Here is a 25818-nt window from a genome sequence, read left to right as displayed (position 1 = left end):
GTCTCGGGGCCGGTCAGCCCGGCAGGCGCACCGGCATCAGCAGATAGGTGTAATCGCTGTCCGGAGCGGCGAACGTACCCGAGGAATCCGGCACGGGCTCCTCGTCGAGCGCCGGCCGCAGCACGGCCGGACGACTCGAGGTGGTGAACCCGAACGAGACCTTGTCGGTGTGCAGCGACGTCAGGCCGTCGAGCAGGTAGCCGGGGTTGAACGCGATGATCAGCGGTTCACCGAAGAACTCCGCGGGATGCGATTCCTCGGCGCGGCCGGCGTCGTCGCCACCGGCCGACAGCATCACGCTGCCCTCGGTGAACTCGAGTCGGACCTGTGCACCGCGCTCGGCGACCAGCGCGACACGCTTGATCGCGTCGACCAGCGGTGCGATCTCGACGGTCGCCATCGCGGTGTGCTCGTTGGGGAGCAACTGGCGGAACTTGGGGAATTCGGCGTCGAGCAGGCGCGTGGTGGTGCGGCGACCTTCGGCGACGATGCCGAGCAGGCCCTCGGCGCCCACCGACGACCCGCTGCCGAGAGCGAGCTGGACCGGGGAGTTGGACGACCCGCCAACAGTTTTCGCGGCCTCGGAGAGGGTCTTTGCGGGCACGAGCACGGCCGAGCTGGTGGACTCCGCGGTGGGCATCCACTCGAGCTTGCGCACTGCGAGACGGAAACGGTCGGTGGCCGCGAGCACCATGTCGGTGCCCTCGATCTCCACTCGGATACCCGTGAGCATGGGGAGCGTGTCGTCCTTGCCGGCGGCGACGGCGACCTGGCTGATGGCCTCGGCGAACAGATCGCCGGAGAGCGCACCGGTCTGCTGCGGGAGCGCGGGCAGCTGCGGGTAGTCCTCCACAGGCATGGTGGGGAGCGAGAACTTGGCGCTACCGCACGTGATGAGCACACGGGTGCCGTCGAGCACGACATCCACAGGCTTGTGGGGCAACGCGCGGGTGATGTCGGCGAGCAGCTTGCCGGACACCAGCACCTGACCGGGGGTGATGACCTCGGCCGAGACGTGGACCTGCGCGGATACCTCGTAGTCGAAGCCCGAGACCGTCAGCCCGCGTTCGTCGGCTCCGAGCAGGACACCGCCCAGGACGGGAACGGGGGGTCGCGACGGAAGGCTTCGGGCAACCCATGCAACGGAATCAGCGAAGTCCTCGCGAGGCACACGAAACTTCATACTTCCCAGCTCCATCGCCCGGTGGATCCCTTCGATCGTGGTCTCGACAAGTCTACGAAGTCTGTCACAGAACCCCGACACCGATGAGGCGGAGCCGGGGGATGCGGGTCCACGTTATGCCTTCCCTCGCTGCTTGGAAAGCCGGGAGGCTCGAGGCGTGAGCCTCACTCGAGGGCCTGTGGACCGACGCTCTCCACACACCTGTTTTGAAAGAAGATTTCTGAAGAGAACTCACAGAAGTAGTAATAGGGCCTGTGGAATCTGTGGACGAACGACCGTCTAGGCTGGTGAGGCGACGTTCTCGAGGGGGTCGAACTCGAGGATGAACTCGAGGAGTTCTCGAGGACGAATGTGGATTCCTCGAGACTGTTCATTCTTTGTCCACCGTTCGTCCACAAAGATCCCACGTTCTGCACACCCTTGTCCACAGGTGTGGGGACCGGAAATTTCTCGAGATACGGGACAGGGAGCGCCCTGTGGACGCTCCCTGTGGATGGAAACTCGAGGCTCGAGGAATCAGCGCTTGGACCGCTGCTTGATACGCGCGGTGAGCTCCTGCACCTGGTCGTAGACCTTGCGACGCTCGGTCATCTCCTTGCGAATCTTCTTGTCCGCGTACATGACTGTGGTGTGGTCGCGACCGAAGGTCTGCCCGATCTTCGGCAGCGACAGGTCGGTGAGCTCGCGGCACAGATACATCGCGATCTGGCGGGCCTGGGCCAGCGGCCGTGCCTTTCCGGGCCCGCACAGGTCGTCGATCGACGTTCCGAAGTACTCCGCGGTCACGGCCATGATCGTGGCGGCATTGATCTCGAGAGCCGAGGAGTCCGGCATCAGATCACGCAGCACGACCTCGGCGAGGGTGAGATCGAGCGGCTGCCTGTTGAGCGACGCGAAGGCCGTCACACGGATCAGGGCACCCTCGAGTTCGCGGATGTTGCGTTCGATCCGGCTCGCGATCAGCTCGAGCACGTCGTGCGGCACGTTCAGGCCGTCCATGCGTGCCTTCTTCGACAGGATCGCGATGCGCGTCTCGAGTTCGGGAGGCTGGACGTCGGTGATCAGTCCCCACTCGAACCGGGTCCGCAGTCGTTCCTCGAGCGTCGCGAGCTGCTTGGGCGGCCGGTCGGACGAGACGACGATCTGCTTGTTGGCGTTGTGGAGAGTGTTGAATGTGTGGAAGAACTCCTCCTGGATACCTTCCTTGCCCTCGATGAACTGGATGTCGTCGACGAGGAGAATGTCGGTCTCACGGTAACGCCGCTTGAACGCGACCTTGCGGTCGTCGCGGAGGCTGTTGATGAAGTCGTTCGTGAACTCCTCGGTGGAGACGTACTTCACTCGCATGCCCGGGAAGAGTCGCTGTGCATAGTGGCCGGCGGCGTGCAGCAGATGGGTCTTCCCCAGGCCCGAGGCACCCCAGATGAACAGCGGGTTGTAGGCCCGTGCCGGTGCCTCGGCGATCGCCACCGCCGCGGCGTGCGCGAACCGGTTCGACGCACCGATCACGAAGGTGTCGAAGGTGTACTTCGCGTTGAGGCTGCTGCTGCCGATGGGCGTCTCGGGCGGCGGGGGCTGGGTGAAATAGGACGGCCACGACTCGCGGACGGCGGTCATGGCCTCCCGGTCGTCGTCGACCTCCTCGAGTTCGCCGTGGTCGGCCTCGAGCATGTCGTGCTCGCGCGAGGAGATCAGGCGTCGCCGATAGGCCGCACCCTCACCGGGAAGCATGCCGTCCCGGGTGAATCCCCCGTCCATCGGCCCGACGCCGTCCCTGGCCACAGCCCCGTCCCGCGGGCCGGCGGCATCCCGGGGCATCGGAGGGTCGCGACGCGGGTCACGACTGCGAGGCTCTGCCGTGCGTGGGTCACGGCTGCGGGGCTCTGCCGTGCGCGGATTCACAGGCTGTGCATCTTCCGGCAGACCCTCGAGAGGCAGCGTGTCGCGGGGTTCGGCGTAGGGATCCTCGGCGGGGTCGTCCACGCGTTCCCGCGGTTCGACGCGCACACCGAGACCCTCGACCCGGTGACCGAGGTGCCGGTTGAGGGTGCGAAGGATGGGTTCGCGCAGATCGCGTTCGATCGATTGCTGGGCGAGGGTGGACGGCACCGAGAGCAGGGCGAATCCCTGTGCGAGCGTGATCGGTTTGACCAGCGCGAGCCATGCTTTCTGGCTCTTCGTCAGCATTCCGTCGTCGATGGTCAGCTCGGATACGACGTCCGTCCACACATCGGCCAGCGCGTTCGGCTCGTCGCTCACGCAGCTTCCCTCCCTTTGATCACCGGTTTTCCACACGATTATCCACAGGTGTGGACAACCGGGGGAATCACCCGGTGGATGTGTGGATGGGAGGTCTGTATTCGCTCAGCGGGGCTCGTGGCCCGGGCGGTCTGCGGGGATCAGTGTGACACACGGTGCGACGCGATCCGACTCCGTGTTCGGTGAACGCGCCCGGAGAAGCTGCGCGACGACGCTCGAAGAGGCGCGGGGCAGCAGGCCGTCACCGGCCGGCACATCGTCGACGGACGGAGCGTGACGCGGGACTGCACAGGTAGTCGCGATGCGCCGTCGAAGACATGGCCAAAAGCGTACCCGAGCTGTGCCCTGGATCACATATCTTCTGGGCGAATAGTTTTCACCGAACACGTCCGGCGTGTCGCGTTGATCGCCGCTGTTCGTCGCGGTTTGATTTCGCGCCCGCGTCCGAGTAGCCTCGAACAGTCACTCATACCGAGGTGACGGGTTCGTCCTGCTCGAGTCGGGCAATACGAATCCTGCGAATTCACGTACACGTTGGACGACGGTGCTTGCCGCGCCGTCGCAGAATTATCGAGGAGTGTCGACCGTGGCCAAGGGCAAGCGGACGTTCCAGCCGAACAACCGACGCCGCGCGCGCGTTCACGGCTTCCGTCTCCGGATGCGCACCCGTGCGGGTCGCGCAATCGTTTCGGCGCGTCGCCGTAAGGGCCGCGCTTCTCTCACCGCCTGATTCCCTAACGGGAGCTCGGGGTGCTACCTGAGCCGTATCGACTGCGGCGCCACTCGGATTTCTCGGACACCGTCCGCCGAGGGCGTCGTCAGGGGCGGCGGGATCTGGTCGTTCACGTTCTCGAACGCGATCGCACCGAGTCCTTGGTGAGTGTCGGCGGTCCGCGTTTCGGACTGGTCGTGAGCAAGGCTGTCGGGCCGGCGGTGATTCGACATCGAGTCGCACGCCGGCTTCGTCATATCTGTGCAGGTCTCGTCGAGGCTCTGCCCTCCGAGACCGACATCGTGCTGCGCGCACTACCCGGCGCTGCCACCGCGGATTCCCGCGAGCTCGACAAGCAGGTGCGGTCGGGTCTCACCCGTCTCGGACTGCTCGACGCCGGTGCTCCCGCCTCGCGTGGGAGTGCTCGCGCATGAACGAGCCCGAGCGGAGGTCGTGGTGGCGGTCCCTGCGGTCCGCCCCGGCCCGGGCATTGATCTTCTGTATCGAGCTCTATCGCACCTATGTGTCGCCCACACGGATGCCGACCTGCCGATTCACTCCGACCTGTAGCGAGTACGCCGTGGAGGCGCTGCGCACGCGGGGTGTCGTCGTCGGTTCGGTCCTGGCATCGGTGAGACTGCTCAAGTGTGGCCCCTGGCACCCTGGTGGGTGGGATCCGGTACCCGAACGGAAACATCGGTCGTCCCCAGTGGGTACCTGACCGGAGCCGAGACCCGAGACCGACGCCTCTTCGTGGCGATCATGGACGACCAGAGGAGTACATAGAGCCGTGCTCGACTTCATCTATTATCCCGTGTCCTGGATCCTCTGGGTCTGGCACAAAGTCTTCGCCGCGATCCCGTTCCTGGGACCCGACAGCGGTTGGACCTGGGCACTGTCGGTGGTGTTCCTCGTGTTCACCCTCCGTGCGATTCTCTACAAGCCCTTCGTCAAGCAGGTCCGCACGACCCGCCAGATGCAGGAACTGCAGCCGCAGATCAAGGCGCTCCAGAAGAAGTACGCCAAGGACCGGCAGCGCCAAGCACTCGAGATGCAGAAGCTCCAGAAGGAGCACGGCTTCAACCCCCTGATGGGGTGCCTGCCGGTCCTCCTGCAGGTCCCGGTGTTCATCGGCCTGTTCCACGTGCTGCGCTCGTTCAACCGCACCGGCTCGGGCTTCGGTCAGCTCGGTCTCGATCCCTACGAGAACCGCGAGATCGGCAACTACGCGTTCAGCCCGGAGGACGTCCAGTCCTTCCTCGACGCGCGGCTGTTCGGTGCCCCCATCTCGGCGTGGATCACGCAGCCGATGGAATCGCTCCAGGCTTTCGCAGTCGGTGGCGCCGAACTCCCCACTCGCTGGGAGATCGCGGCCGTCGCCGTGCCGCTGATGATCATCGCCGGCGTTGCGACGCACTTCAACGCACGTGCATCCGTCGCCCGCCAGAGCGCGCAGGCCGCTGCCAACCCGCAGGCCGCGATCATGAACAAGCTGGCCCTGTACGTCTTCCCGCTCGGCGTCATCGTCGGTGGTCCGTTCCTGCCGATCGCCGTCATCATCTACTGGGTCAGCAACAACATCTGGACCTACGCACAGCAGCACCTCGTCTTCCGCCGTATCGACAAGGAGGAAGAGGAGAAGAAGGCTGCGGCTCTGGCCCGCCGGAACGAGAACGCACCGAAGCCGGGTGCTCGCCCCGACAAGTCCAAGAAGAAGGGCTCGGCCGCAGCGGCAGCGTCCGACGCCGTCGACGCCACGGTCGACGAGACCGGCGAGGTGTCGCTGCAGAAGGACGCCGCGGCCGGCGACGGCTCCCCCGCGGCTTCGAAGTCCGGTGCGTCCGCTCCCAAGCCGGGCAGCCGTCCCAAGAACTCCAAGCGCAAGCGGCGCTGACCGAAGTAGAAGAGAGCTGAACATGGCCAGTGACCTGGACAAGGTGGAAGAGGACCTCGCGGTGGCACCCGAGGAGAGCGACGCTGCGGCGGACACCGATCTCGATGACGACGACTACCTCATCGAAGAAGGCGAGATCGCCGGCGACTACCTGGAGCAGTTGCTCGACGTGCTCGATTTCGACGGCGACATCGACCTCGACGTCGAGGGTGACCGCGCAGTTGTGAGCATCGACGGTGGCAAGGATCTGACCAAGCTGGTGGGTCGCAACGGTGAAGTGCTCGACGCTCTGCAGGAGCTCACCCGCCTCGCCGTGCAGCAGGCGACCGGCGAGCGCAGCAAGCTCATGCTCGACATCGCCGGGTGGCGTGCGGGCAAGCGTGCCGAGCTCTCCTCGCTCGGCACGTCGGCCGCGAAGCGCGTGCTCGAGACCGGCAAGCGCGAAGAACTCGAGCCGATGACGCCGTTCGAGCGCAAGATCGTGCACGACGCGGTCGCGAAGATCGACGGTGTGTCCAGCGAGAGCGAGGGCGCGGAGCCGCACCGTCGTGTGGTGATCGTCAAGGATTGAGTCGGCCGTGCCGACCGAAGAGGGACTCTGCGTCGTCAGGGTCCCTCTTCGCCTTTTCGTAACTGATGCTGTGGGTCCCGATGTTGTTTCGGGTGAGCCGACAGGAAAGGATGTTTCACGTGGAACAGCACGAGGCGGAACTGTCGGCGGTCGCGCAGCGGGTATTCGGGGATCGGACCGAACTTGCCGAGCGGTACCACCATTCGTTGTCGACAGCAGGTGTCGAGCGGGGGCTCATCGGACCGCGTGAGGTGCCGCGCCTGTGGGAGCGACACATTCTCAATTGCGCCGTGGTGGGCGAACTCATCCAGGAGGGTGAGACGGTCGTCGACGTGGGCAGCGGCGCCGGTCTGCCGGGTATTCCTCTCGCACTTGCCCGCCCCGACCTCCAGGTCACGCTCGTCGAGCCGCTACTGCGCCGCACCGTCTATCTGGCGGAGTTCGTCGAATCCCACGGGATCGAGAACATTCTCGTGGTCCGGGGCCGTGCCGAGCAGCCGAGCGTCCTGCAGGAGGCGGGCGGCGCAGACGTCGTGACCTCCCGTGCCGTCGCACCTCTCGCCAAGCTTGCCAAGTGGTCGCTCCCCCTCGTCCACGAGGGAGGCCGGATGCTGGCGTTGAAGGGTACGTCCGCTCGAGAAGAGATCGACCGCGATCACGACGAACTCGCCCGCCTCGGTGCCGGCAATCTCGAGGTGCTCGAGTGCGGAGGCGATCTCCTTCCGACGCCCACGATCGTCGTGAAGGCCGAGCGGATTCCGCGGCCGGCACGGCGTCGCAAGAAGCGCTGACCGAATCGCCTGGCGCGACGATCGCCCTGACACCCTCCCCTCCCCGCCGGGTCGGGAGGGTGTTGTCGTTTCCGAGACATCTTTTTCGACTCGAGGAATCTACTCGAGTACTTTTCCGGTTCGAAACGGTTGATTCGGGCGTTGTCACACCAGACCCAATCACCCCAGAGAGTTTCGTCACTGTGATGATTCAGGAGTCGCGGTATTTGAATATCGTTAATTACCTTACTGTGCAATGCAATTGGCATTGCAACATGTGAATTCAGTTGTGGTGCAGAGCATTTCTGTCTGAACAGTTGCTGTCCTCGACTGCACCCTCTTGCGGGTCGGCATTGTTTCACGTGAACCGCTGAGATCCCTCATGTGCCTGTTTCACGTGAAACAACTCCGCGCGTCGTTTCACGTGAAACGTCACCCGGCCATGTCGCCGACGGAACCTAGAATGCGGATGGGATACTGAACCAACCGAGAATGCGTGCGCGTGGTCGGGAGACCGGGGACAACTCCGGGCCCGGGCCTCGCATTCTCCCTTCGGCGCCTCGACTCGGTCTTCGAAGTCGCGACCGGGAAGCGACGAGGATGTAGCGTGCGAACCGAGCGGATCTACGTGTAAGGAGTGTTCTATGACGGGTGGATCTGAATCCGCTGTTTCACGTGAAACCGGAGGCGTCGAGGACGACTTCTCCCCCGTGCCCTTCGACGGTTTCTCCACTGTCGACACCCCGATCGGCGCGGCTGCTCATCGCGCCACCCAGGTTCTGCATCCGAGCGACGCCAACGCGCTGCCCAAGCCGCGCGAGCGCCGCGTCTTCACGATCGCCAACCAGAAGGGCGGGGTCGGTAAGACCACCACGGCGGTGAACATCGCCTCCGCGCTCGCCGTGCAGGGATTGTCGGTCCTCGTGGTCGACCTCGACCCGCAGGGCAACGCGAGCACCGCCCTGGGTGTGCCGCACTACTCCGGTGTGCCCTCGAGCTACGAGATCCTTCTCGGCGAGATCAACGCCGCCGAGGCCGTGCAGCAGAGCCCGCACAACGAGCGTCTCTTCTGCATCCCCGCCACGATCGATCTCGCGGGTGCCGAAATCGAACTCGTCTCGATGGTCGCGCGCGAGAACCGCCTCCGGAACGCCCTCACCAAGGAGGCGCTCGGCGACCGCGAGTTCGACTACGTGATCATCGACTGCCCGCCGTCGCTCGGTCTGCTCACGGTCAACGCGCTCGTCGCGGCGAAGGAAGTCCTCATCCCCATCCAGTGCGAGTACTACGCACTCGAAGGTGTCGGGCAGCTCCTGCGCAACATCGAGCTCGTCCAGTCGCATCTCAACCCCGAACTGCACGTCTCGACCGTCCTCCTGACGATGTACGACGGTCGCACCAAGCTGGCCGATCAGGTCGCCGCGGAAGTGCGTGCGCACTTCGGCAGCGCGGTGCTGCGTTCGGTCATCCCCCGCAGCGTGAAGGTTTCCGAAGCTCCCGGTTACGGGATGACGGTTCTCGACTACGATCCTGGATCGCGCGGCGCGATGAGCTATCTCGACGCGGGGCGCGAGTTGGCGGCACGCGGGGTACACGAGAATCAGGGGAACGGATGAGCGCGACACGTAAAGGCGGGCTCGGTCGAGGTCTGGCAGCACTCATCCCCACCGGTCCTCCGGTGGACGCAGAGCAGAAGCCTGCGACCGCCCCGAGTTCCACGGCCACCGCTCCCACGGCCACCGCTCCCACCAAGACCGCGGCTCCGGCCGCTCCTTCGCCGGCCAAATCCGCACCGGCCGCGGGTGCACCGTCGAAGCCGGCTTCGGGCGGGCAGTCCAAGTCGGCCACGTCGCGTCGCCCGGGCTCGTCGGTCCTGAACCTCCCGTCCTCCGGTCTGGGCACGGCAGCCGCCGACCTCATCATCGGCGACGGCAGGACGCCGGCGCCCGCGTCCCCGGCGGAGCCTGTCGAGGACGACGCGGCACGACCGTCCGGAGCGACGCCCGAGAGCGAACCCCTCCCCTCCCCCACCGGAGCGGTGTACCTCGAGATCCCGATCGGCCGGATCGAGCCCAACCCGAAGCAGCCGCGTCAGGTCTTCGATGAGGAAGCGCTCGCCGAGCTCGTCCACTCCGTCCGCGAGTTCGGGCTCATGCAGCCGGTCGTGGTCCGCCGTCTCGAAGGTGACCGCTTCCAGCTCGTGATGGGTGAGCGTCGCTGGCGTGCCGTCCAGGAAGCGGGCCTCGACACGATCCCCGCGATCGTCCGCGACACCGAGGACGAATCGCTGTTGCGCGACGCGCTGCTCGAGAACATCCACCGGGTGCAGCTCAACCCCCTCGAAGAGGCAGCGGCCTATCAGCAGTTGCTCGAAGAGTTCGAGGTCACCCACGAGGAACTCGCGAGCCGGCTCGGACGCTCGCGGCCGGTCATCACGAACATGATCCGGCTGCTGAAGTTGCCGGTCGCGGTGCAACGACGCGTGGCGGCCGGAGTGCTGTCGGCCGGGCACGCGCGTGCCCTGTTGGCCCTCGAGGCCGGTGCCGACGCTCAGGAGGCACTCGCCGCACGCATCGTCGCCGAGGGCCTGTCCGTGCGGGCGACGGAAGAAGCCGTCGTGCTCGCCAACCGCAACGACACGCCCGACGCTCCGCAGCAGAAGCGTCGGAAGCCCATCCAGATGCCCGGGCTGCAGGACGTCGCGGAGCGCCTGTCGAACTCCTTCGACACGCGCGTGACCGTGAGCCTCGGCAAGCGCAAGGGCAAGATCGTGGTGGAGTTCGGTTCGGTCGACGATCTCGAACGCATCGTGAAGATGATGGAGTCTCAGACCGACCTTTCTTGACTCCTCGTCGGAGCAGGACAACAGTCTGTAGACGAAAGACGTGGAGGCGAGCTATCCCGTGTCGACTCGAGTATCACCGCTCACGCTGAGTGGGATCGAGCAGTTGCCTGCTCATGCGCGACGGTGCGTGTTCTGGGAGTTGGATCCCACCGCGACGCCCGACGTTCAGCAGTTCGCCGACCCCGAGTTCGAGAAGGAAGCATGGCTGTCCATGGTCCTTCTCGAATGGGGGTCGTGCGGCCAGATCGCGACGATCGGAGACAAGGCCGCCGGGTGCGCGCTCTACGCTCCCCCGGGCATGGTGCCCCGCGCGCTGGCCTTCCCCACCGCACCCGTCAGCGCCGACGCGATCCTGCTGACGTCCATGCGGACGGAACCCCACGCGGTCGATCTGGACGTCGGAGCGGACCTCATCCGCGGTGTCGTCGCCGACCTCGTCCGCCGCAACGTCCGTGCCATCGAGGCCTTCGGGATCCGGCGCACCGCCGAGTCGGAGGCGAGCGATGTGCCGCATGCGACGGCCGCACTCGGATGCTCCGACACGGAGTGCATGATCGACGCCGACTTCCTCGAGGACATGGGTTTCGAGGTCGTCGCACCGCACTACCGGTACCCGCGCCTGCGTCTCGAGCTCGACCGCGACCACGAGTGGAAGCTCGCCGTGGAGGCCGCACTCGACCGGCTTCTCGAGGAGTCCTCTCTCACCGTCGCGGACCTGACCGCGGGTTCGGCCGTCGGCGCTCACTGAACCGATACGTCCACCGGACACCGACGAAAAAGGACTGCCCCCGCAGACTCTGCGGGGGGCAGTCCTCTTCTCGTCTACGGGCCGGCTAGCGGCTGTCGGAGATGGACAGCTCCTCGGCGAGCAACTCGGCGAAGGTGTACGTGCCGGTCGGCTGGTCGTCCTGGCCGAGCAGGTACAGCCGCTTCACCGCGATGAGGATCGCCTCGGCGATGATGTCGCGGCTGCGCGGATCGGCGAGCAGCGCGGCGTCCTGCTCGTTGGTGAGGTAACCGAGATCGATCTGCACCGTGGGCATGTTCGTCAGGCGCAGCAGATCCCAGGTGCGGCCGTGGCTACGGCAGTCCTGCAGGTTCGTGCGGGCGACGATCTCGCGCTGGATGTAGCCGGAGAGCACTTGACCGATCATCGACTCGGAGCCGTGCGAGTTGCCGTAGTGGAAGCTCGCGATGCCGTTCGCGGCGGGGCTGCGGCTCGCGTCGCACCGCAGCGAGATCATGAGGTCGGCACCGAACGCGTTGGACGTACCCGCGCGTTCGACGTCGGTCGGATTCACGTGGTACGGCCGCGACAGGAAGGTCTCCATGCCCGTCGCCGCCATCCGGCCCTCGAGCCGGCGCGCGAGATCCCACAGGATGTCGGCCTCGGAGATCGGGCCGTGGGGGCTCGGCACGATGATGCCGTGGGTGTTGCCGCCGAGACCCGGGTCGATGACGATGCGCTTGCCGCTGAGCTGCGGACCGGAGCGGCGCACGATCTCCTCCTCGGAGATCGCGTGGGGCGACCCGCCCGACACACGCGTGCCGAGCAGTTCGAGCGAGCGCAGTGTCTCGGCACCGCAGATGCCGTCGGAGGCGAGTCCGATCTCGCGCTGGAAGGAGCACAGACCCTCGTGGGTCTTCGGACCGAAGTAGCCGTCCACGCGGTCGACGTAGAAGCCGAGATCCTGCAGACGGGTCTGCAGGGCCGCGACGTCGTCGCCGTAGAGCGGAGCGGAGAGCTGATACATCAGGGTGCGCGCACCGAGCTTGTACGACGCTTCCTTCAGGGAACGGTAGGTCGCGGGGCCTACGATCCCGTCGACGAGCAGACCGCGCTGCTGCTGGAAGGCGCGCACGGCTCCGTCGAGTTCACGATCGAAGGGGACGTCCGATCCCATCCAGTCGCCCGACTCCTCGGGCTCGTTGTGCAGGAAGCCCAGGCCGGCCAAGGTGCTCCGGATCTCGGCGACCGCCGGACCGTGGTCGCCGTGACGAAGAGGGCGCATGTATCGGGCCTTTCCGTGCTGACCGGATCGGTGCCCGGCGTGAGGGCTGGGCAGCATCGAACGGGGGTTGGATGAAGGATGTGCCCGTGAATACGGGCTCACGGGCACATCCGAGAGGTTGATCCTGGGACGGTACTACAGGACGTCCGCGAGATCCCGAAGCAACGCCGCCTTGCCCTTGGCCCCCACGATCGTCTTCGTCGGCTTGCCACCGGAGAAGAGGATCATCGTGGGAATCGACATGACCTGGTAGTCGCGTGCGGCCGACGGATTGGCGTCGATGTCGAGCTTGGCGACGGTCAGCTTGTCGCCGTGCTCGGCCGCGATCTCCTCGAGAACCGGAGCCACCATCTTGCACGGACCGCACCAGGTGGCCCAGAAGTCGACGAGGACGGGCTTCTCGGATTGCAGTACGTCCTCGACGAACGACGAGTCGGTGATGGTGACGGTGTTCTTGTCGGCCACGGATATCTCCTGAATCTCGGGATGGAATGTGGAACGGGGTGGTGGATCAGGCCTCGGCGAGCGTGGGCGCCTCGACCTCGCGGTTCGCGACGAGCCACCGCTCCGCGTCGATGGACGCCGAGCATCCGGTGCCGGCGGCGGTGATCGCCTGGCGGTAGGTGTGGTCGACGAGGTCGCCCGCGGCGAAGACACCCGGCACGGAGGTCGCGGTGGACGGCGCCGAGACCTTCACGTAACCCTCGTCGTCGAGGTCGACCTGACCCTTGACGAGCGAGCTGCGCGGGTCGTGGCCGACGGCGACGAACAGGCCGGTGACCGGAAGGTCGCTGCGCTCGCCGGTGACGGTGTCCTCGAGGACGAGGTTGGTGACGCTGTTCTCGCCCTGCACCTCGGCGACCTTCGCGTTGGTGACGAAGCGGATCTTCTCGTTGGCACGGGCGCGCTCGAGCATGATCTTCGAGGCGCGGAACTCCTCGCGGCGGTGGATGAGGGTGACGCTGCGCGCGAAGCGTGTCAGGAAGGTCGCTTCCTCCATCGCGGAGTCGCCACCGCCGACGACGGCGATGTCCTGGTCGCGGAAGAAGAAGCCGTCGCAGGTCGCGCAGGCGGAGACGCCGCGGCCGAGAAGCTGCGACTCACCGGGCACACCGAGGTAACGCGGCTCGGCGCCCATCGCGAGGATGACGGCGTGGCTGCGGTAGGTCTCGCCGTTGGCGACGACCGTCTTGACCGCGCCCGTGAGGTCCATCTCGTCGACATCCTCGGTGCGCAGATCGGCGCCGAAACGCAGTGCCTGCTCGCGCATCTGATCCATGAGCTCCGGGCCCATGATCCCGTCCTTGAACCCCGGGAAGTTCTCGACCTCGGTGGTGGTCATGAGCTCGCCACCGAACTGCGTTCCCTCGAAGACGAGCGGTGTGAGTTCGGCGCGGGCCGCGTAGATCGCGGCGGTGTATCCGGCCGGTCCCGAACCGACGATGATGAGGTCGTGAATCGTGGGCGAGGTCGTCATGCGGCGGAGCCTTCCGGTTGGGTGATCGGGGGCGCGAGGACTGCGGGCGATCCGGCCGAAACCGGACGGCAGCCTACAGATACTGTCAACACCAGGGTAAACGGTGTTGTTCCCCTCCCGCCGTGCGTCCCGCCACAGACGCCCTGTACGGACCGGTCGGTCGCCCGGCCGGCCCGTCCCCGATGCGAACCGGAAGGGTCTCAGACCGCGCCGGGCACATCCCGCAGCGTCTCGCGGATCACACAACGCGTGCCCGTGTAGATGGTCGGCATGCACTTGTTGCAGTGGATGCACAGACCTTCGTGTGCGGTCTTCTCCTCGAACTTGCGCACGAGATACGGATCACGCAGCAGCGCGCGACCCATGGCGACGAACTCGAAGCCTTCGTCGAGCGCCGTCTCGATGGTGTCGAGCCGGTTGATGCCGCCGAGCAGGATCAGCGGGATCTTCAGTTCCTCCCGGAACTGCCGTGCCATGGGCAGGAAGAAGGCCTCCTCGAACGGGAGCTTCGGGAAGATCTTCGGCCCGTAGACCTTCAGTCCCCAGCCGACGACCTTCGGCTGCGACGCCTGGAACTCCTTCATCGGCACATCGCCGCGGAAGAAGTACATCCCGTTCAGCAGCGAGCTCCCGCCGGTGAGCTGCATGGCATGGATGGTGCCGTCGGACTCGATGAGCTTGGCCATGGGTAGCGACTCGTCGAGCCACAGACCTTGGGGCACGCCGTCGGTCATGTTGAACTTCGCGATGACGGCCACCCCCTCCCCCACTGCCGTGCGGACGGCCTCGAGCACGCGACGCGGGAAGGCGGTGCGGTTGGCGATGCTGCCGCCGTACTTGTCGGAGCGCTTGTTGAGATTCGGGCTCATGAAGGAGCTGAGCAGATAGTTGTGCCCGAGGTGGACCTCGACGGCGTCGAATCCGGCTTCGACGGCGAAGCGCGCGGCGCGTGCGTAGTCCTCGACCACCCGATCGAGCTGCTCGAGTGTCGCGCCGCGGACGAGCCCCATGGCGGGGGCGCTGATGCGAGTGGACGGCGCGAGCGTCTTCATCTTGTTGGAGATCTGGTTGGCGACGAGTCCGGCGTGGCCGATCTGCGCGGATGCCAGACCACCGGCGGCGTGCACGGCGTCGGTGAGCCGGGTCAGGCCGGGGACGGAGTCGGCGTCGAGCACGAGGGTGTCGCGGTGGACGCGGCCGTCGTGTGAGACCGAGCAGTATGCGACGGTGGTGAGGGCGGTGCCGCCGCGGGCGACCTCGGCGTGGAATTCGACGAGTTCGTCGCTGACGGCTCCCCTTGGCATGACGCCTTCGAAGGTCGCCGCCTTGACGATGCGGTTGCGGAGGGTGAGCGGCCCGAGTCGGGCCGGTTCGAACACGGTGGGTCGCGGCGAAGACATGCCCCTACTTTCGATGCCAGTGGTACCGTAATTGCGCTTCGACTATAACGCTCGTCACACTCCACGCCAGATCGATTCCCACTCGGTCCCGACATCACGGATCCCATGCCCAGCACCGCTCCGGGGCGCCCCCGCGACCCCCGAATAGACAACGACGTCCTCACCGCCACCCGCGAGATGCTCCGCTCCCACGGCTGGGACGGGCTGAGCCTGCGGGCGGTCGCCGCCCGCGCCGGCGTCGGCCGCGCCGCACTCACGCGTCGGTGGCCGACCAAGGCCCACCTGGTGCTCGACGCACTGCTCGGGTCCGCACCCGATCTGACGCCCTACGACGGCATCGATCGCAAGGGCTGGATCGAATGGGTGGTCACCGGGAGCATCGAGTTGTTCTCCCGGCCGGAGGTCCGTGCTGCGCTCCCGGGCCTCCTCGCGGCACTGCGGGACCACGACGACCTCCGCAACACGCTCTGGCGCACGTTCAGCGGACCCAGCACCGCCCTGTTCGCCGACGGCGACGGTTCGGACGTCGAGATCGACGCCAAGGCGGTGCTCGTGATGGCAGCGGGGTCGGCGTTGTTCGCCGGCCTCATCGCCGCGGAGGACGACACACCCGCGCTGCGCGCACGGATCCTGGAACTGTTGTCGACCGTGGCGTAGCGACGAACCCCGAGCGACGGAGGGTCAGCCGATCGTCTTCCGGGCCAGTGTTGCGGGATCGTCTGCGTCGCAGTCTGTTCCGACCACCAGTGCGGTGAGCGCCGGTGTGTCCGGCCCGCTCATCAGGACGAGTACGGCATCGTCGTCGGCGTACCGTACGGCGCGTGAGCCGATCGGGGATCGTCCCTCGAAACCGTTCGCGTCCAGGCATTCCCGGAGACGATCTGCTCCGCCGAGGAGACCGGGATCGGTGTCGCCGATCATCGCCCGCAAGGTGGAGGGTTCGAGCAAAGCCTCGTCCTCCGCTGCCGCGACGGGAACACCGGTCGGGTCGTCGCCACCGAAAGCCGTCCCACGCACGACCACCACGAGCATCACCGCCACTGCGGCCGCGACCGCGGCACCGGCCACCGCCCACCGGCGACGCCGTGCGATCGGGGACGGCACGGGCCGGACGTCGGACCGGTCGTCGGACCGACCCTCCGCGAGTGCGGCTCCGATACGTGCGGCGATCTCGGGCGGAATCGATTCCTTCGGTGGAGCGTCTCGCAGGGCCGACAACCGCGCCTGCGTCGCGTCGAGCCGCGCCAGATACGCGACGGCCTCGGGATCGCGGCGCACGCGCGGCCACAAGCGGGCGGCGAGCTCCTCGTCGAGCGCCCCGGCATGTAGATCGGCGAGCAACTCCGCGGAGTACGGCGGACGCATCTCGGCGGAGTTCGACGGACGCATCTCGTCCTCGTTCATGCGCGACTCTCCTCCGCGGCTCGGCATCCCTCACCAGAGTAAGACGGAGGAGGGTCACGATCGGTTCCCCTCGGAGCGAAGGTCGTCGAGAAGAACTGCGAGCCTGCTCCGCGCGCGGGCACAGCGGCTCTTCACCGTTCCCTCCGGAACACCGAGTCGTTGCGCCGCCTCCCGGACGGAGAAACCTTCCACATCCACCGCGACGACGGCCGCTCGCTGGCCGGGTGGCAGTGCGAACAGGGCGGATTCGATGTCGAGGGCGATCTCGGTGTCGTGGATGGGATCGCGCGGGGTACGCAGGTCGTGCGAATCGTCCTCGAACAGTGGGACGGTCACGCGGACACGATTGCGGCGGATGCGATCGAGGCACGCGTTGACGACGATCGAGTGCAACCAGCTGCGGACCGCGGCGTCCTCCCGGAAACCCGATGCCCTGCGGTGCGCCGAGAGCAGTGCCTCCTGCAGCGCGTCGGCAGCGTCCTCGTTCGAGTAACTCGTCCGCCGCGCGACCTGCCACAGATGGTCGTGGTGTCGTGCCAGCAAGGCGGAGAAGGCATGCCGATCGCCTGCGACGTGTGCTGCGAGCAGTTCGGCATCCGACACCGCCCCATCGGACGCCACCCCGTCCGACACACTCCCGCCGTCGTCGACACCCCCGTCGGGCACGGCGATTTTTGCGATCCCCCCGAAAATTCGCACGCGCGGATGGTAGCCGATCCGGACGATTCCGCCCGGCTGTCCGCGGTCAGCGTGCGGCTTCGAATTCCACTTCGGAGAGGGAACTCTTGTTGCTTCCGCCGCTCGAGCTCAGATCGGTGATCCACACCAGCACGTGCGAGGTCTGGCCGTCCGCCTCGACCGGGATCGTGGTCTCGCCGGAAGCCAGTGTGCCCGAACCGATCACCTGCGTCTGATCGAGCGACGTCGACTCGGACGGTGCGCTGCGCACCTCGACGACCGTGCCGGGGGTGTCGGTGGTGACCTTCACCGCGGACAGCTCCGACGCGTCGGCGAGCGTGAACAGAAGCCCGACACCGTTCTTCAGCGACGGGAACGGATCGAAGTAGGCATCGGTGCTCCACGAGGTGGACGGATCACCGTCGATCGCCTGCGACGCGGTGGCGGGCGAATCGGGTGTGCCCTGAGGCGAGAACACCGACACGGAGGTCGCGGAGACCGGAGCGCTCGCCGCCGGTCGCGGCGGCGCGGCCTCGGCCTGCTCGTCGCCCGCCCGGTCCTCGGCGGGTGCCTCGGCGGTGGGGGTCAGGCCGAACTCCTGGCTCGTCAGCGGGGCATCGTTGGCGTCGCCTGCGAGCAGGTTCGCGATCCACCACCCGATGAGCGCGAGCAGCAGTACGGTCGTGGCACCGAGCGCGGCCAGGGCGATGAGCATCCGCTGCGAATGCTTCTTCTTCTGTTCCAGCGCTTCGGGATCCGCGAGTGCGTGCGTCTCCGCGGCGGCAGCGCGCTGCCCGATCCGCAGGGCCGGGATCATCTCGGTCTTCTGGTCGACGACCGACGCCTGGTCGAGGATGTGCTGCACGGTCGCGGCGGTCCGGATACCGCCGTTCTCGGACAGGGCACGCACCGCGACCGCCGAGATCTCGAACGGCACGTCGGGACGCAGGACGCGCGGTTCCACCGGCACACCGTCCTTGCGGTCGGGCTCCGGCATCCCGCCGACGGTGGCACCGCTGTGGTGCGGGACGGGAGCGCCGCCCGGAGCCGACGGCTCGCCGAGCGGCCACCGTCCGGTGATGAGTCCGTACAGGCTCGCGCCGAGACCGCGCACGTCGGACATCGCATCGGAATCGGAGAACGTCGCGGGGAAGGCCAGCACGGCGTCGCCTGCCACACTGATGCGGATGCGATCGGGATGGTCGATCGACAGGGCACTGCCCGCACGGTGCGACGCCTCGGCCGCGGCCGCGAGCGCGCGGATCGCGCGTGCCGCACCGATCGGCGACGGCTCGGTGGTGGACATCTCCTTCAGCGACCGGCCGGGGGTCCACTCCGAGACGACGATGCCGCCCGAGCTGCCGCGCACCACGTCGAGGACGCGGGCGAGTCCGGGCGAATTGATACGACCGAGGCGCAGGGTGCGCGAGAGCACGGCCTGCGGCGAGTCGGGGCCGGTGCCGTCGGCCGCGCGCTGTTCCGCGTCGACGAAGGTCAGCGCGACCTCGCGATCGAGCTTGACGTCGAGCGCCTGCCAGAAGCGCAGGCCGCGCGCGCCACCGTGCGGGGCGAGCAGACGGTAGCGACCACCGGCGACCGAGGCACCGGCGATGAGATCGGGGCCGCGCATCGGACGGCGCGGCTGGGAGGCCGGACCTGCGACACGCACCGGCGGGAGCTGCGGGGATCCGACCGGGATGACACCCGTGTCGAGGTTCGGATCGCGCGGCGGGCCCTTGCCGTCCTTGTCGGCAGACTTCTGCCGTGCGGCGGCATCGATGGTGGACTTGCCGGCAGCGTGGTCGTCGCTCACCCTCACTCCTTCGTTGTCGACTCGTCCACTTCCGGTGTGCAGACGCGGGTCGCCGCTGGGGGCCGCGAAGAACCGTGGTCGACGGCTCCCGGACCGTACCTGCTGCTGATCAGGGTACGGGAGTTGTCCGTGCGCATTGCTGCGACCGGGGACGTCCCTGATGGCGGGCATGACCTCCGTGATGGCGTCATAAGGCCCGACGCCGTAGTCGCCGTAGTCGATACGCGGCAGGATGACGGTCTTCTCGGCATCCGATTCGGCGTAGCGCGGACGCGGGACGGGGGCGGGAACCGGTGCCGCGGCGGAGGTGGTTCCGGTCTCGGGCTCGGAGGGGGCCTCCTCGACCGGGGCGGTGCCGCGCAGTGCCGCGACCTTCCGTCGTACGGCCGCCTCGATCGCGAGGATCTCGGGCACCTTGAGCAGGTACATCCCGACCAGCGCGACGAGCACCATCAGCACACCGTTGAGCCCGACCCGCACGAGCGATCCGATGCCCCCGAAGCGGTCGGCGAGGACGTCGAGTTGCAGGAGACAGTCGGTGACGAGCACGACGACCGCCGCGGCGAGCGACGCGAGCACGACGTGCCAGACGGTGCGTCCGACGTTCGCCATCTGCAGGTTGCCGAGCGTGCGGTGCAGCAGATAGCCGCCGATGAACGCTCCGACGGCGAACGCGACACCGGTGGCCGCGCCGAGGAGCAGCACCACCTGCTCGTCGTTCGCCGCGACGACGGGCGCCAGCGCGGACAGGCCGATCTTGACGGCGGTGATGCCGAGGATGATCCAGGTGGGGGTCCAGGCCTGTTCCCGGGCGTAGAACACGCGCAGGTGGATGAGCACCAGGGCGTACGGGATGAGCGTGAACGCCGACCAGCTCACCGCCTGGCCGAGGCGTTCGGCGTTGCTGCCGCCGAAGTTGCCGTAGCCGTACAGCGCGGCGCCGACCTGCGAACCCGCGATCGTCAGGAAGGTGACGATCGGGATGAGCGAGATCATGGTCAGGCGGGTAGCGACGGACAGGTCGTCGACGACGGCCGGGGTGTCGTCCGCGGCGGCGTTGCGGCTCAGGCGCGGCATGATCGCGGTGAGCACGGTGACACCGAGGACGCCGTAGGGCAGCTGCAGCAACAGCCATGCGTTGTTGTAGATCGCCGGTCCGGCCTCGTCGGCCCCCGACGACACGCGTGTGGCGAAGACCATGCCGGCCTGGCTGATCAGCACGTACAGCACGATCGCGGCGGCCATGCCACCGAACTGCCGGAGCCGGTCGTCGAGACCCCACAGCGGCCTGAGGTTGATGCCCTCGCGGCGCAGCGCCGGTACCAGGCACATCGCCTGCGTGATGACGCCGAGCAGCACACCGATGCCGAGGACGAGCAGTTTCGGATCGCTCATCCGCACCGGATCGAGGGTGATCTCGCCCGGCATCAGGTAGTAGATCACCAGCACGGTGAGGACCACGAGGTTGTTGAACACCGGGGCCCAGGCGCCCGGCTTGAACACCTGACGGGTGTTGAGGATGCCCGTGAACAGACCCGACAGGCCGTAGAACATGATCGCGGGCAGGAGCAGGTACGACAGCGCCGTGGTCAGCGACGTCGAGACCTTGCCGGACTCGTCGAGGAAGACGTGGGTGGTCAGGACCGGGGCCGCGGCGACCGCGAGAACGGTCGCGGTGCCGAGCAGCACCAGCGCCGCGGTGAACAGTCGCCGGACGAAGGCCTCACCGCCGTCGGGGTCCTCCCGCTCGGCCCGCACCAGCACCGGGACGACGATCGAGGTCAGGACGGCGCCGAGCACCAGCTCGGAGATCATGTTGGGGATCTGGTGCGCGACGGTGAACGACGATGCGACGCTCGCACCGAGCAGGGTCAGGATGAGCAGCTGCTTGAGGAAGCCGGTGATGCGGCTGACCAGGGTCGCCACGGCGATGGAGCCGGTCGCCGCGAGCAGGCTCTGCGGTTTCCTGCGGCCGGACGCGACGCCCGTGATGTCCGGCGAGGTGGTGGGAGAGTCCGACGGTCCCGGGTGCGGGTGTGTCTCCACGTCGTCCCGTGTGGAGTTCCCGGTCATTTCTCATACCCTTCGTCGGCTGGATCCGGCTCTCCCCGGAACCGGTGCAGAAGTCGTCTGCCCGCCAGGAACAGCAGGAGTGCTCCCGCACATCCCGTGACGACGGCGAGGATCTGGCCGTACGCATTGGAACGTACCGTCACCGTCGTCGAGCTGCCGAGAGGCAGGCCGGACTCGGTGGTGAGTGCGAACTCCAACCGGAGGTTCCGCGAGTCGCTGATCTGTGCCGGCACCGTGAGGGTGCGGCTGCCGCGCGGCGGGAGCTGGGTCGGTCCGATGTCGGTGATGTCCACCGTGTCGGGCGCGTCCACCTGCAGTCGCACGGTGATGCCCACGGGCAGGTCGTTGCGCGCGGTGAGCAGCAGCGGACTCTGTTCGGACGTCAGGGTGTAGACACCGCCGGTCGAGATGACCGTCACGGCGTCGTAGATGGCGTCGACGGCCTCGCGCACCTCGGCGGCGCGGTGTTCGCCGGTCGCGTAGGCACCGTCGGCGTCGGCACCGCGACGACCGGCCAGGCTCATCGCGCGCAGCAGATCCTCACGCAGCGGGGCGGTGAACTGCTGCGGGGTGAGCTGCGCCTGCGGGTCCTCGACCAGCGCCGTCTGGATCGCGTCGAGGCGGCCGATCTGTTCCTCGGCCTCGGACACGACCGCGGCGGAGGCCCCGTCGGTGATCGCCTGTTCGGGATAGACCAGCAGCGAGGCTGTCGGATCGTTCGCGGTGTTCGCGGCCGCGTCGACAAGCGCGGCGAGCGGTCGCGGCGTGGTCAGGCCCGAGCGGACGAGCGTGGAGAGCATCGACAGCACGGACGCGGCGTCGTCGGGCGATGCCGACCAGTTCTGCGGCGGCGCGAACAGCACCGATCGGCCCGCCGCCGGCAGTGCCGCCCCGGTGACCTCGCTGACCGTCGGCACCATGGCCGGCCAGGCCAGCGCGCCGAGGGCATCCTGCAGGCGGGCCGTCGAGGAATCGCGGGAGAGGTCGTAGCGCGCCGAGGAGGGGACGAAGGACGGCGTCTGCGGGTCGGTACCCATCCCGGCCAATGCCGCGGACGCGGACGAGTCGAACAGGGCAGCGGTGAGGCCGGACACACCGGAGATCCGGAAGCCGTTGCCACCCGGCGCGGTGGACGGCGTCGACGACGTGCCCGCGAGCAGGGCGCGCCCGCCCTCGACGGCGTTGTCGGACACCAGAGCGGTCACCGGACCGTCGGCGGCGAGCATCGATCCGGTCTTCTCGGTGAGTACGCCGGAGTCGGGCCACATCACGCCCGCGGTGGAGGTGACGCCGAGGATGGAGTCGACGATGGCCGCCGGTGATGCCAGCGCGGAGTCGGTCAGGGACGAGTCGGCGAGGTCGCCGAGCGCTGTCAGGTCGACCTGCGCGAACGGCACGGCCATCGTGCAGGTTGTCGCCGCGAGGGCACGCAACCGCTCGAGCCAGGCGACCGCGGCATCGGTGCCCGAACCGGGCCGCGCGTCGCCGGTCGGTTCGTTCGGATCCTCGACGACGAGATAGTCGCGCGTCATGTTCGCGACGGTCACGAGCAGATCCGGGTCGATCGCCAGGCACAGTCCCTCGAGCACGCGGGGTTCGGTGCGGGCGGTGTCCTCGACGGCGCGCAGCAGACCGTCCAGCCTCCCGCCCTCGGCGAGCGAGACCGCGAGGTCGTCGTCGACCAGGCGGACCGGTTCGGTGCCGGAACCGGCCACGCCGGCGGCGAGCCTCGGCCGATCGGCCAGCGGCCACAGCATCGTGACCGCGGCGGGACGGGACACGTCGGGCGCTACGGCGGGGAACGCCTTCTCCTCGCGGTCGAGCAGGCCGTCGTCGGACGAGCGGGTCGTGCCCCGCGACCCGCCGCTGCCCGTCCCGCTTTCCTCGGTGAGGGCTGTGTCCTCGGTGACCTCGTCGCTCGCGGGAAGCGCGAGCACGGGCAGCAGGAAGCGTGCGTCGTCGAGACGGGCCGCGCCGCCGTACTCGGGGACACCGTTGACGTTCACCAGCAGCGGGTAGACGCCGGGAGTGTCGATGTCGAGAGACGGCACGAGATCGGAGCGCAGCGGCAGTTCGAGTTCGAAGTCGGCACGTTCGCCCTGCCCCAGCCGGTCGGCGACCTCCTCGAACTCACCGACCGTGTCGAATCCGGCCTGGTCGAGGGACAGCGAGGTGCGCAGCGCTGCGGAGTCGGAGACCACCGGTGCGCGCTGCAGCCGCACCCAGACGTCCTCGACGTCCCGATCGCCGATGTTCGCCACCGTGCCGCGGACCGTGACGACGGACTCGCTCGTGAGGGTCACCGTCTGCGGCGTCACCTCGTCGATGCTCAGCTCGAGGAAGCGCGGCTCGTCGGGGTCGGTCTGGGCTGCGGCCGGGTTCGCCGAGGCCGTCGGGAGAAGAGTCGTCGGCAGAAGAGGCGTCACGCCTGCCGTTGTGAGGACGAGTACGAGCACGGCGAGCACCGCGGCGCCCGCCCGGGACACCACCACCGTCATCCGCGTGGGGCCCCCGGTTCGTCGGCATCGGGGAGTCGTGTGTGGTCCATCTCGGCGATGAGCTGATCGGCGATGTCGGCGAGCTTGCGTTCGTCGGCGTACGCCAGGCGGGTCCGCAGTTCGCGCAGCGGCACCCACGCCACCTCGGTGACCTCGACGTCCGCGTCGGAGAGTTCTCCGCCGAGATAACGCAGCAGATAGTGGTGCACGGTCTTGTGGACCCGGCGGCCCTCGGTGACGAACCAGTAGTCGATGCTGCCCAGCTCGGCGAGCACCGAGCTGCGCACTCCGGTCTCCTCGCGGACCTCGCGCATCGCGGTTTCCTCGGCGGTCTCACCCTGCTCGATGTGGCCCTTCGGCAACGACCACAGCAGGCGGCCCCGCCGATCGGTGCGGCCGATCAGGGCTGCGCAGAGTTTCTCGGGCGGACCACCGAGCCCGTCGACCACCAGACCTCCCGCGGAGGTCTCGCGGACGGTCCGCATGCGAGGTCCGGGCGAAGCGGACGATCCGGGCGAAGCGCCGTGCGCGGTCTTCTTTGCGCCCGCGCCACGCCGCCGCGAGCTGCGGCGGTTACGGTTGGCACGTTCGGCGGGCGACACCTCATAGATAGTAGATGGACCGAGGTCGGTCCCGGCTCAACCACACGAACGTGCTGCTCGGTAAGGTGCAAAGACGTGAACTCCCCCACCGCGGACACCGACCGTCGCACCCGGCTGCTCGCCGGAGCCGAGGCCACTCTGCGCGATCTGTCCGACATCCTCGCCCCGCTGGGGGCGCGATTCGCCGAAGCCGGACACGAGCTGTATCTCGTCGGGGGCAGCGTGCGTGACGCGGTGCTAGGTCGCCTCGGCACCGACCTCGACTTCACCACCGACGCGCGTCCGGAGGTCGTGCAGGAACTGCTGCGCGGATTCGTCGACCACCAGTGGGACACCGGAATCGACTTCGGGACGATCAGTGCGGTGAAGGGACTCGAGCAACTCGAGATCACCACCTTCCGCAGCGACGCCTACGACCGTGTCACGCGTCACCCCATCGTGAAGTACGGCACGAGTCTCGAGGACGATCTCGTGCGCCGCGACTTCACCGTCAACGCGATGGCCGTGCGGATCGGACCGGACGGTGCGGGCGAGTTCGTCGACCCGCTCGGCGGCATGGACTCCCTGCTCGCCGGCGTGCTCGACACCCCGGCCAAGCCCGAGGACTCCTTCCACGACGATCCGCTGCGCATGCTGCGCGCGGCGCGGTTCGTCTCCCAGCTCGGCTTCGCCCTCACCGAGCGCGTGCACACCGCGATCGTCTCGATGGCCGACGAGATCCTGCGGATCAGCGCCGAGCGGGTGCAGGCCGAGCTCGACAAGCTGATCCTCGGCGACTATCCGATCGAGGGCATCGACACGATGGTCGAGACCGGTCTCGCGCAGCGGGTGATCCCCGAGATCCCCGCGATGAAGCTCGAGATCGACGAGCACCACCAGCACAAGGACGTGTACTGGCACTCGCTGACCGTCCTGAAGCAGGCCATCGACCTCGAGGACGGCGATCCCGATCTCGTCCTGCGGTGGGCCGCGCTGCTGCACGACATCGGCAAGCCCGACACCAAACGCAACGAGCCGCAGGGCGGCGTCAGCTTCCATCACCACGAGGTGGTCGGGGCGAAGCTCGTGCGCAAGCGCATGCGCGCGCTCAAGTACTCGAAGCAGATGATCGAGGACGTCAGCCGCCTGGTCTTCCTGCACCTGCGCTTCCACGGCTACGGCAAGGGACAGTGGACGGATTCGGCCGTGCGCCGTTACGTGCACGACGCCGGGCCGCTGCTGCCGAAACTCCACAAGCTGGTGCGCGCCGACTGCACGACCCGCAACAAGCGTCGTGCCGCCGCACTGCAGGCCACCTACGACGGTCTCGAGGAACGGATCGAGCGGATCGCCGCCGAGGAGGATCTCGCCAAGGTCCGGCCCGACCTCGACGGCAACGCGATCATGGAACTGCTGGGTATTCCCGCAGGTCCGTCGGTCGGCAAGGCGTGGAACTTCCTCAAGGAACTGCGGCTCGACCGTGGCCCGCTCGAGCGCGACGAGGCCGAGGCCGCGCTGCTCGAATGGTGGGCGCAGCAGCAGAAGGCCTGACTCCGAACGTCCGATCTCACATCGCCGTGACGGCGGCGTGAGCCAGATGTCACCGCGTGCTCACCGCGGGTGACGCCACCGCAACACCGCTTCTCCA

Annotated in this window: 22 protein-coding genes; 11 read left to right on the top strand and 11 right to left on the bottom strand. The window is 67.7% G+C overall.

Features of this window, described 5'->3' with window-relative positions:
* Positions 1-13: 13 nt before the first annotated feature.
* Positions 14-1198, bottom strand: coding sequence for a DNA polymerase III subunit beta (gene dnaN / locus ACWPOC_RS02030; protein WP_024102543.1), 1185 nt, complete (start codon positions 1196-1198; stop codon positions 14-16).
* 501 nt (positions 1199-1699) lie between these two features.
* A complete protein-coding gene (dnaA, locus tag ACWPOC_RS02025) occupies positions 1700-3370 on the bottom strand; it encodes a chromosomal replication initiator protein DnaA (protein ID WP_455408010.1) in 1671 nt (556 codons plus the stop codon).
* Between the two features lie 658 nt (positions 3371-4028).
* Between dnaA and rpmH the strand changes: the two genes are divergently transcribed.
* From rpmH to ACWPOC_RS01980, 9 genes are all read left to right on the top strand, one after another.
* Positions 4029-4172, top strand: a complete 144-nt coding sequence (gene rpmH / locus ACWPOC_RS02020; protein WP_006550910.1) for a 50S ribosomal protein L34 — start codon at positions 4029-4031, stop codon at positions 4170-4172.
* A gap of 20 nt (positions 4173-4192) precedes the next feature.
* Positions 4193-4588: a ribonuclease P protein component gene (gene rnpA, locus ACWPOC_RS02015; RefSeq protein WP_159417112.1), complete on the top strand. Its 396-nt coding sequence runs from the start codon at positions 4193-4195 to the stop codon at positions 4586-4588.
* On the top strand, positions 4585-4875 hold the full coding sequence (gene yidD, locus ACWPOC_RS02010) for a membrane protein insertion efficiency factor YidD (RefSeq protein ID WP_120280940.1): 291 nt from the start codon (positions 4585-4587) through the stop codon (positions 4873-4875). Before rnpA ends, yidD begins: the two co-directional genes overlap by 4 nt.
* A 69-nt stretch (positions 4876-4944) precedes the next feature.
* On the top strand, positions 4945-6048 hold the full coding sequence (gene yidC / locus ACWPOC_RS02005) for a membrane protein insertase YidC (RefSeq protein ID WP_159417113.1): 1104 nt from the start codon (positions 4945-4947) through the stop codon (positions 6046-6048).
* A 22-nt stretch (positions 6049-6070) separates the two neighbouring features.
* Positions 6071-6619 carry a Jag family protein gene (locus ACWPOC_RS02000; RefSeq protein WP_120280938.1) on the top strand — a complete coding sequence of 183 codons (549 nt, stop codon included), beginning with the start codon at positions 6071-6073 and terminating at the stop codon, positions 6617-6619.
* A gap of 110 nt (positions 6620-6729) precedes the next feature.
* Positions 6730-7410: a 16S rRNA (guanine(527)-N(7))-methyltransferase RsmG gene (rsmG, locus tag ACWPOC_RS01995; RefSeq protein WP_174246960.1), complete on the top strand. Its 681-nt coding sequence runs from the start codon at positions 6730-6732 to the stop codon at positions 7408-7410.
* Positions 7411-8033: 623 nt separating this feature from the next.
* Complete coding sequence (locus tag ACWPOC_RS01990; RefSeq protein WP_016691064.1) at positions 8034-9005, top strand: ParA family protein; 972 nt, start codon at positions 8034-8036, stop codon at positions 9003-9005.
* Entirely contained in the window at positions 9002-10234 is a 1233-nt protein-coding gene (locus ACWPOC_RS01985; RefSeq protein ID WP_455407919.1) for a ParB/RepB/Spo0J family partition protein, read from the top strand. The genes ACWPOC_RS01990 and ACWPOC_RS01985 overlap by 4 nt, the downstream gene beginning before the upstream one ends.
* A gap of 58 nt (positions 10235-10292) precedes the next feature.
* Entirely contained in the window at positions 10293-10982 is a 690-nt protein-coding gene (locus ACWPOC_RS01980; protein ID WP_455407918.1) for a GNAT family N-acetyltransferase, read from the top strand.
* An 85-nt stretch (positions 10983-11067) separates the two neighbouring features.
* On the opposite strand, the gene ACWPOC_RS01975 is transcribed toward ACWPOC_RS01980, so the two are convergent.
* The 4 genes from ACWPOC_RS01975 to ACWPOC_RS01960 all read right to left on the bottom strand — a co-directional run bounded on the left by ACWPOC_RS01975 (position 11068) and on the right by ACWPOC_RS01960 (position 15123).
* Positions 11068-12246 (bottom strand): N-acetylmuramoyl-L-alanine amidase, encoded by a 1179-nt coding sequence (locus ACWPOC_RS01975; protein WP_060652419.1) that lies wholly within the window; start codon positions 12244-12246, stop codon positions 11068-11070.
* A gap of 135 nt (positions 12247-12381) precedes the next feature.
* Positions 12382-12711, bottom strand: coding sequence for a thioredoxin (gene trxA, locus ACWPOC_RS01970; protein ID WP_006550900.1), 330 nt, complete (start codon positions 12709-12711; stop codon positions 12382-12384).
* A 46-nt stretch (positions 12712-12757) separates the two neighbouring features.
* Entirely contained in the window at positions 12758-13723 is a 966-nt protein-coding gene (gene trxB, locus ACWPOC_RS01965) for a thioredoxin-disulfide reductase (RefSeq protein ID WP_120280935.1), read from the bottom strand.
* A 200-nt stretch (positions 13724-13923) separates the two neighbouring features.
* A complete protein-coding gene (locus tag ACWPOC_RS01960) occupies positions 13924-15123 on the bottom strand; it encodes an NADH:flavin oxidoreductase (protein ID WP_120280934.1) in 1200 nt (399 codons plus the stop codon).
* Positions 15124-15228: 105 nt separating this feature from the next.
* Between ACWPOC_RS01960 and ACWPOC_RS01955 the strand changes: the two genes are divergently transcribed.
* Complete coding sequence (locus tag ACWPOC_RS01955; RefSeq protein WP_006550897.1) at positions 15229-15780, top strand: TetR family transcriptional regulator; 552 nt, start codon at positions 15229-15231, stop codon at positions 15778-15780.
* Between the two features lie 24 nt (positions 15781-15804).
* Here ACWPOC_RS01955 and ACWPOC_RS01950 read toward each other — a convergent pair whose 3' ends face one another.
* The 5 genes from ACWPOC_RS01950 to ACWPOC_RS01930 form a co-directional block, all read right to left on the bottom strand.
* Entirely contained in the window at positions 15805-16527 is a 723-nt protein-coding gene (locus tag ACWPOC_RS01950) for a hypothetical protein (protein WP_455407917.1), read from the bottom strand.
* 54 nt (positions 16528-16581) lie between these two features.
* Positions 16582-17130, bottom strand: a complete 549-nt coding sequence (gene sigM, locus ACWPOC_RS01945) for an RNA polymerase sigma factor SigM (protein ID WP_120283815.1) — start codon at positions 17128-17130, stop codon at positions 16582-16584.
* Positions 17131-17272: 142 nt separating this feature from the next.
* Positions 17273-21091: a murein biosynthesis integral membrane protein MurJ gene (gene murJ, locus ACWPOC_RS01940; RefSeq protein ID WP_455407916.1), complete on the bottom strand. Its 3819-nt coding sequence runs from the start codon at positions 21089-21091 to the stop codon at positions 17273-17275.
* Positions 21088-23589: a glycoprotein gene (locus ACWPOC_RS01935; protein ID WP_455407915.1), complete on the bottom strand. Its 2502-nt coding sequence runs from the start codon at positions 23587-23589 to the stop codon at positions 21088-21090. Before ACWPOC_RS01935 ends, murJ begins: the two co-directional genes overlap by 4 nt.
* Positions 23586-24191, bottom strand: coding sequence for an NUDIX hydrolase (locus tag ACWPOC_RS01930; RefSeq protein ID WP_033098068.1), 606 nt, complete (start codon positions 24189-24191; stop codon positions 23586-23588). Before ACWPOC_RS01930 ends, ACWPOC_RS01935 begins: the two co-directional genes overlap by 4 nt.
* Positions 24192-24266: 75 nt before the next feature.
* Here ACWPOC_RS01930 and ACWPOC_RS01925 point away from each other — a divergent pair, with 75 nt between their 5' ends.
* Positions 24267-25721, top strand: coding sequence for a CCA tRNA nucleotidyltransferase (locus ACWPOC_RS01925; RefSeq protein WP_120280930.1), 1455 nt, complete (start codon positions 24267-24269; stop codon positions 25719-25721).
* The last annotated feature ends 97 nt before the right edge of the window (positions 25722-25818 follow it).

The organism is Rhodococcus sp. 5G237 (assembly GCF_053764735.1).
The sequence above is the reverse complement of the archived record's forward strand: the minus strand, read 5'-3'. Positions and strand labels throughout refer to the sequence as shown.

Excerpts from the sequence above, each read along its gene's own strand:
- dnaN (WP_024102543.1), bottom strand. The coding sequence starts at position 1,198 with ATGGAGCTGGGAAGTATGAAGTTTCGTGTGCCTCGCGAGGACTTCGCT.
- dnaA (WP_455408010.1), bottom strand. The coding sequence starts at position 3,370 with ATGCTGACGAAGAGCCAGAAAGCATGGCTCGCGCTGGTCAAACCGATC.
- yidD (WP_120280940.1), top strand. The coding sequence starts at position 4,585 with ATGAACGAGCCCGAGCGGAGGTCGTGGTGGCGGTCCCTGCGGTCCGCC.
- ACWPOC_RS02000 (WP_120280938.1), top strand. The coding sequence starts at position 6,071 with ATGGCCAGTGACCTGGACAAGGTGGAAGAGGACCTCGCGGTGGCACCC.
- rsmG (WP_174246960.1), top strand. The coding sequence starts at position 6,730 with ATGTTTCACGTGGAACAGCACGAGGCGGAACTGTCGGCGGTCGCGCAG.
- ACWPOC_RS01990 (WP_016691064.1), top strand. The coding sequence starts at position 8,034 with ATGACGGGTGGATCTGAATCCGCTGTTTCACGTGAAACCGGAGGCGTC.
- ACWPOC_RS01985 (WP_455407919.1), top strand. The coding sequence starts at position 9,002 with ATGAGCGCGACACGTAAAGGCGGGCTCGGTCGAGGTCTGGCAGCACTC.
- ACWPOC_RS01975 (WP_060652419.1), bottom strand. The coding sequence starts at position 12,246 with ATGCGCCCTCTTCGTCACGGCGACCACGGTCCGGCGGTCGCCGAGATC.
- trxB (WP_120280935.1), bottom strand. The coding sequence starts at position 13,723 with ATGACGACCTCGCCCACGATTCACGACCTCATCATCGTCGGTTCGGGA.
- ACWPOC_RS01960 (WP_120280934.1), bottom strand. The coding sequence starts at position 15,123 with ATGTCTTCGCCGCGACCCACCGTGTTCGAACCGGCCCGACTCGGGCCG.
- ACWPOC_RS01955 (WP_006550897.1), top strand. The coding sequence starts at position 15,229 with ATGCCCAGCACCGCTCCGGGGCGCCCCCGCGACCCCCGAATAGACAAC.
- ACWPOC_RS01950 (WP_455407917.1), bottom strand. The coding sequence starts at position 16,527 with ATGAACGAGGACGAGATGCGTCCGTCGAACTCCGCCGAGATGCGTCCG.
- murJ (WP_455407916.1), bottom strand. The coding sequence starts at position 21,091 with ATGACCGGGAACTCCACACGGGACGACGTGGAGACACACCCGCACCCG.
- ACWPOC_RS01935 (WP_455407915.1), bottom strand. The coding sequence starts at position 23,589 with ATGACGGTGGTGGTGTCCCGGGCGGGCGCCGCGGTGCTCGCCGTGCTC.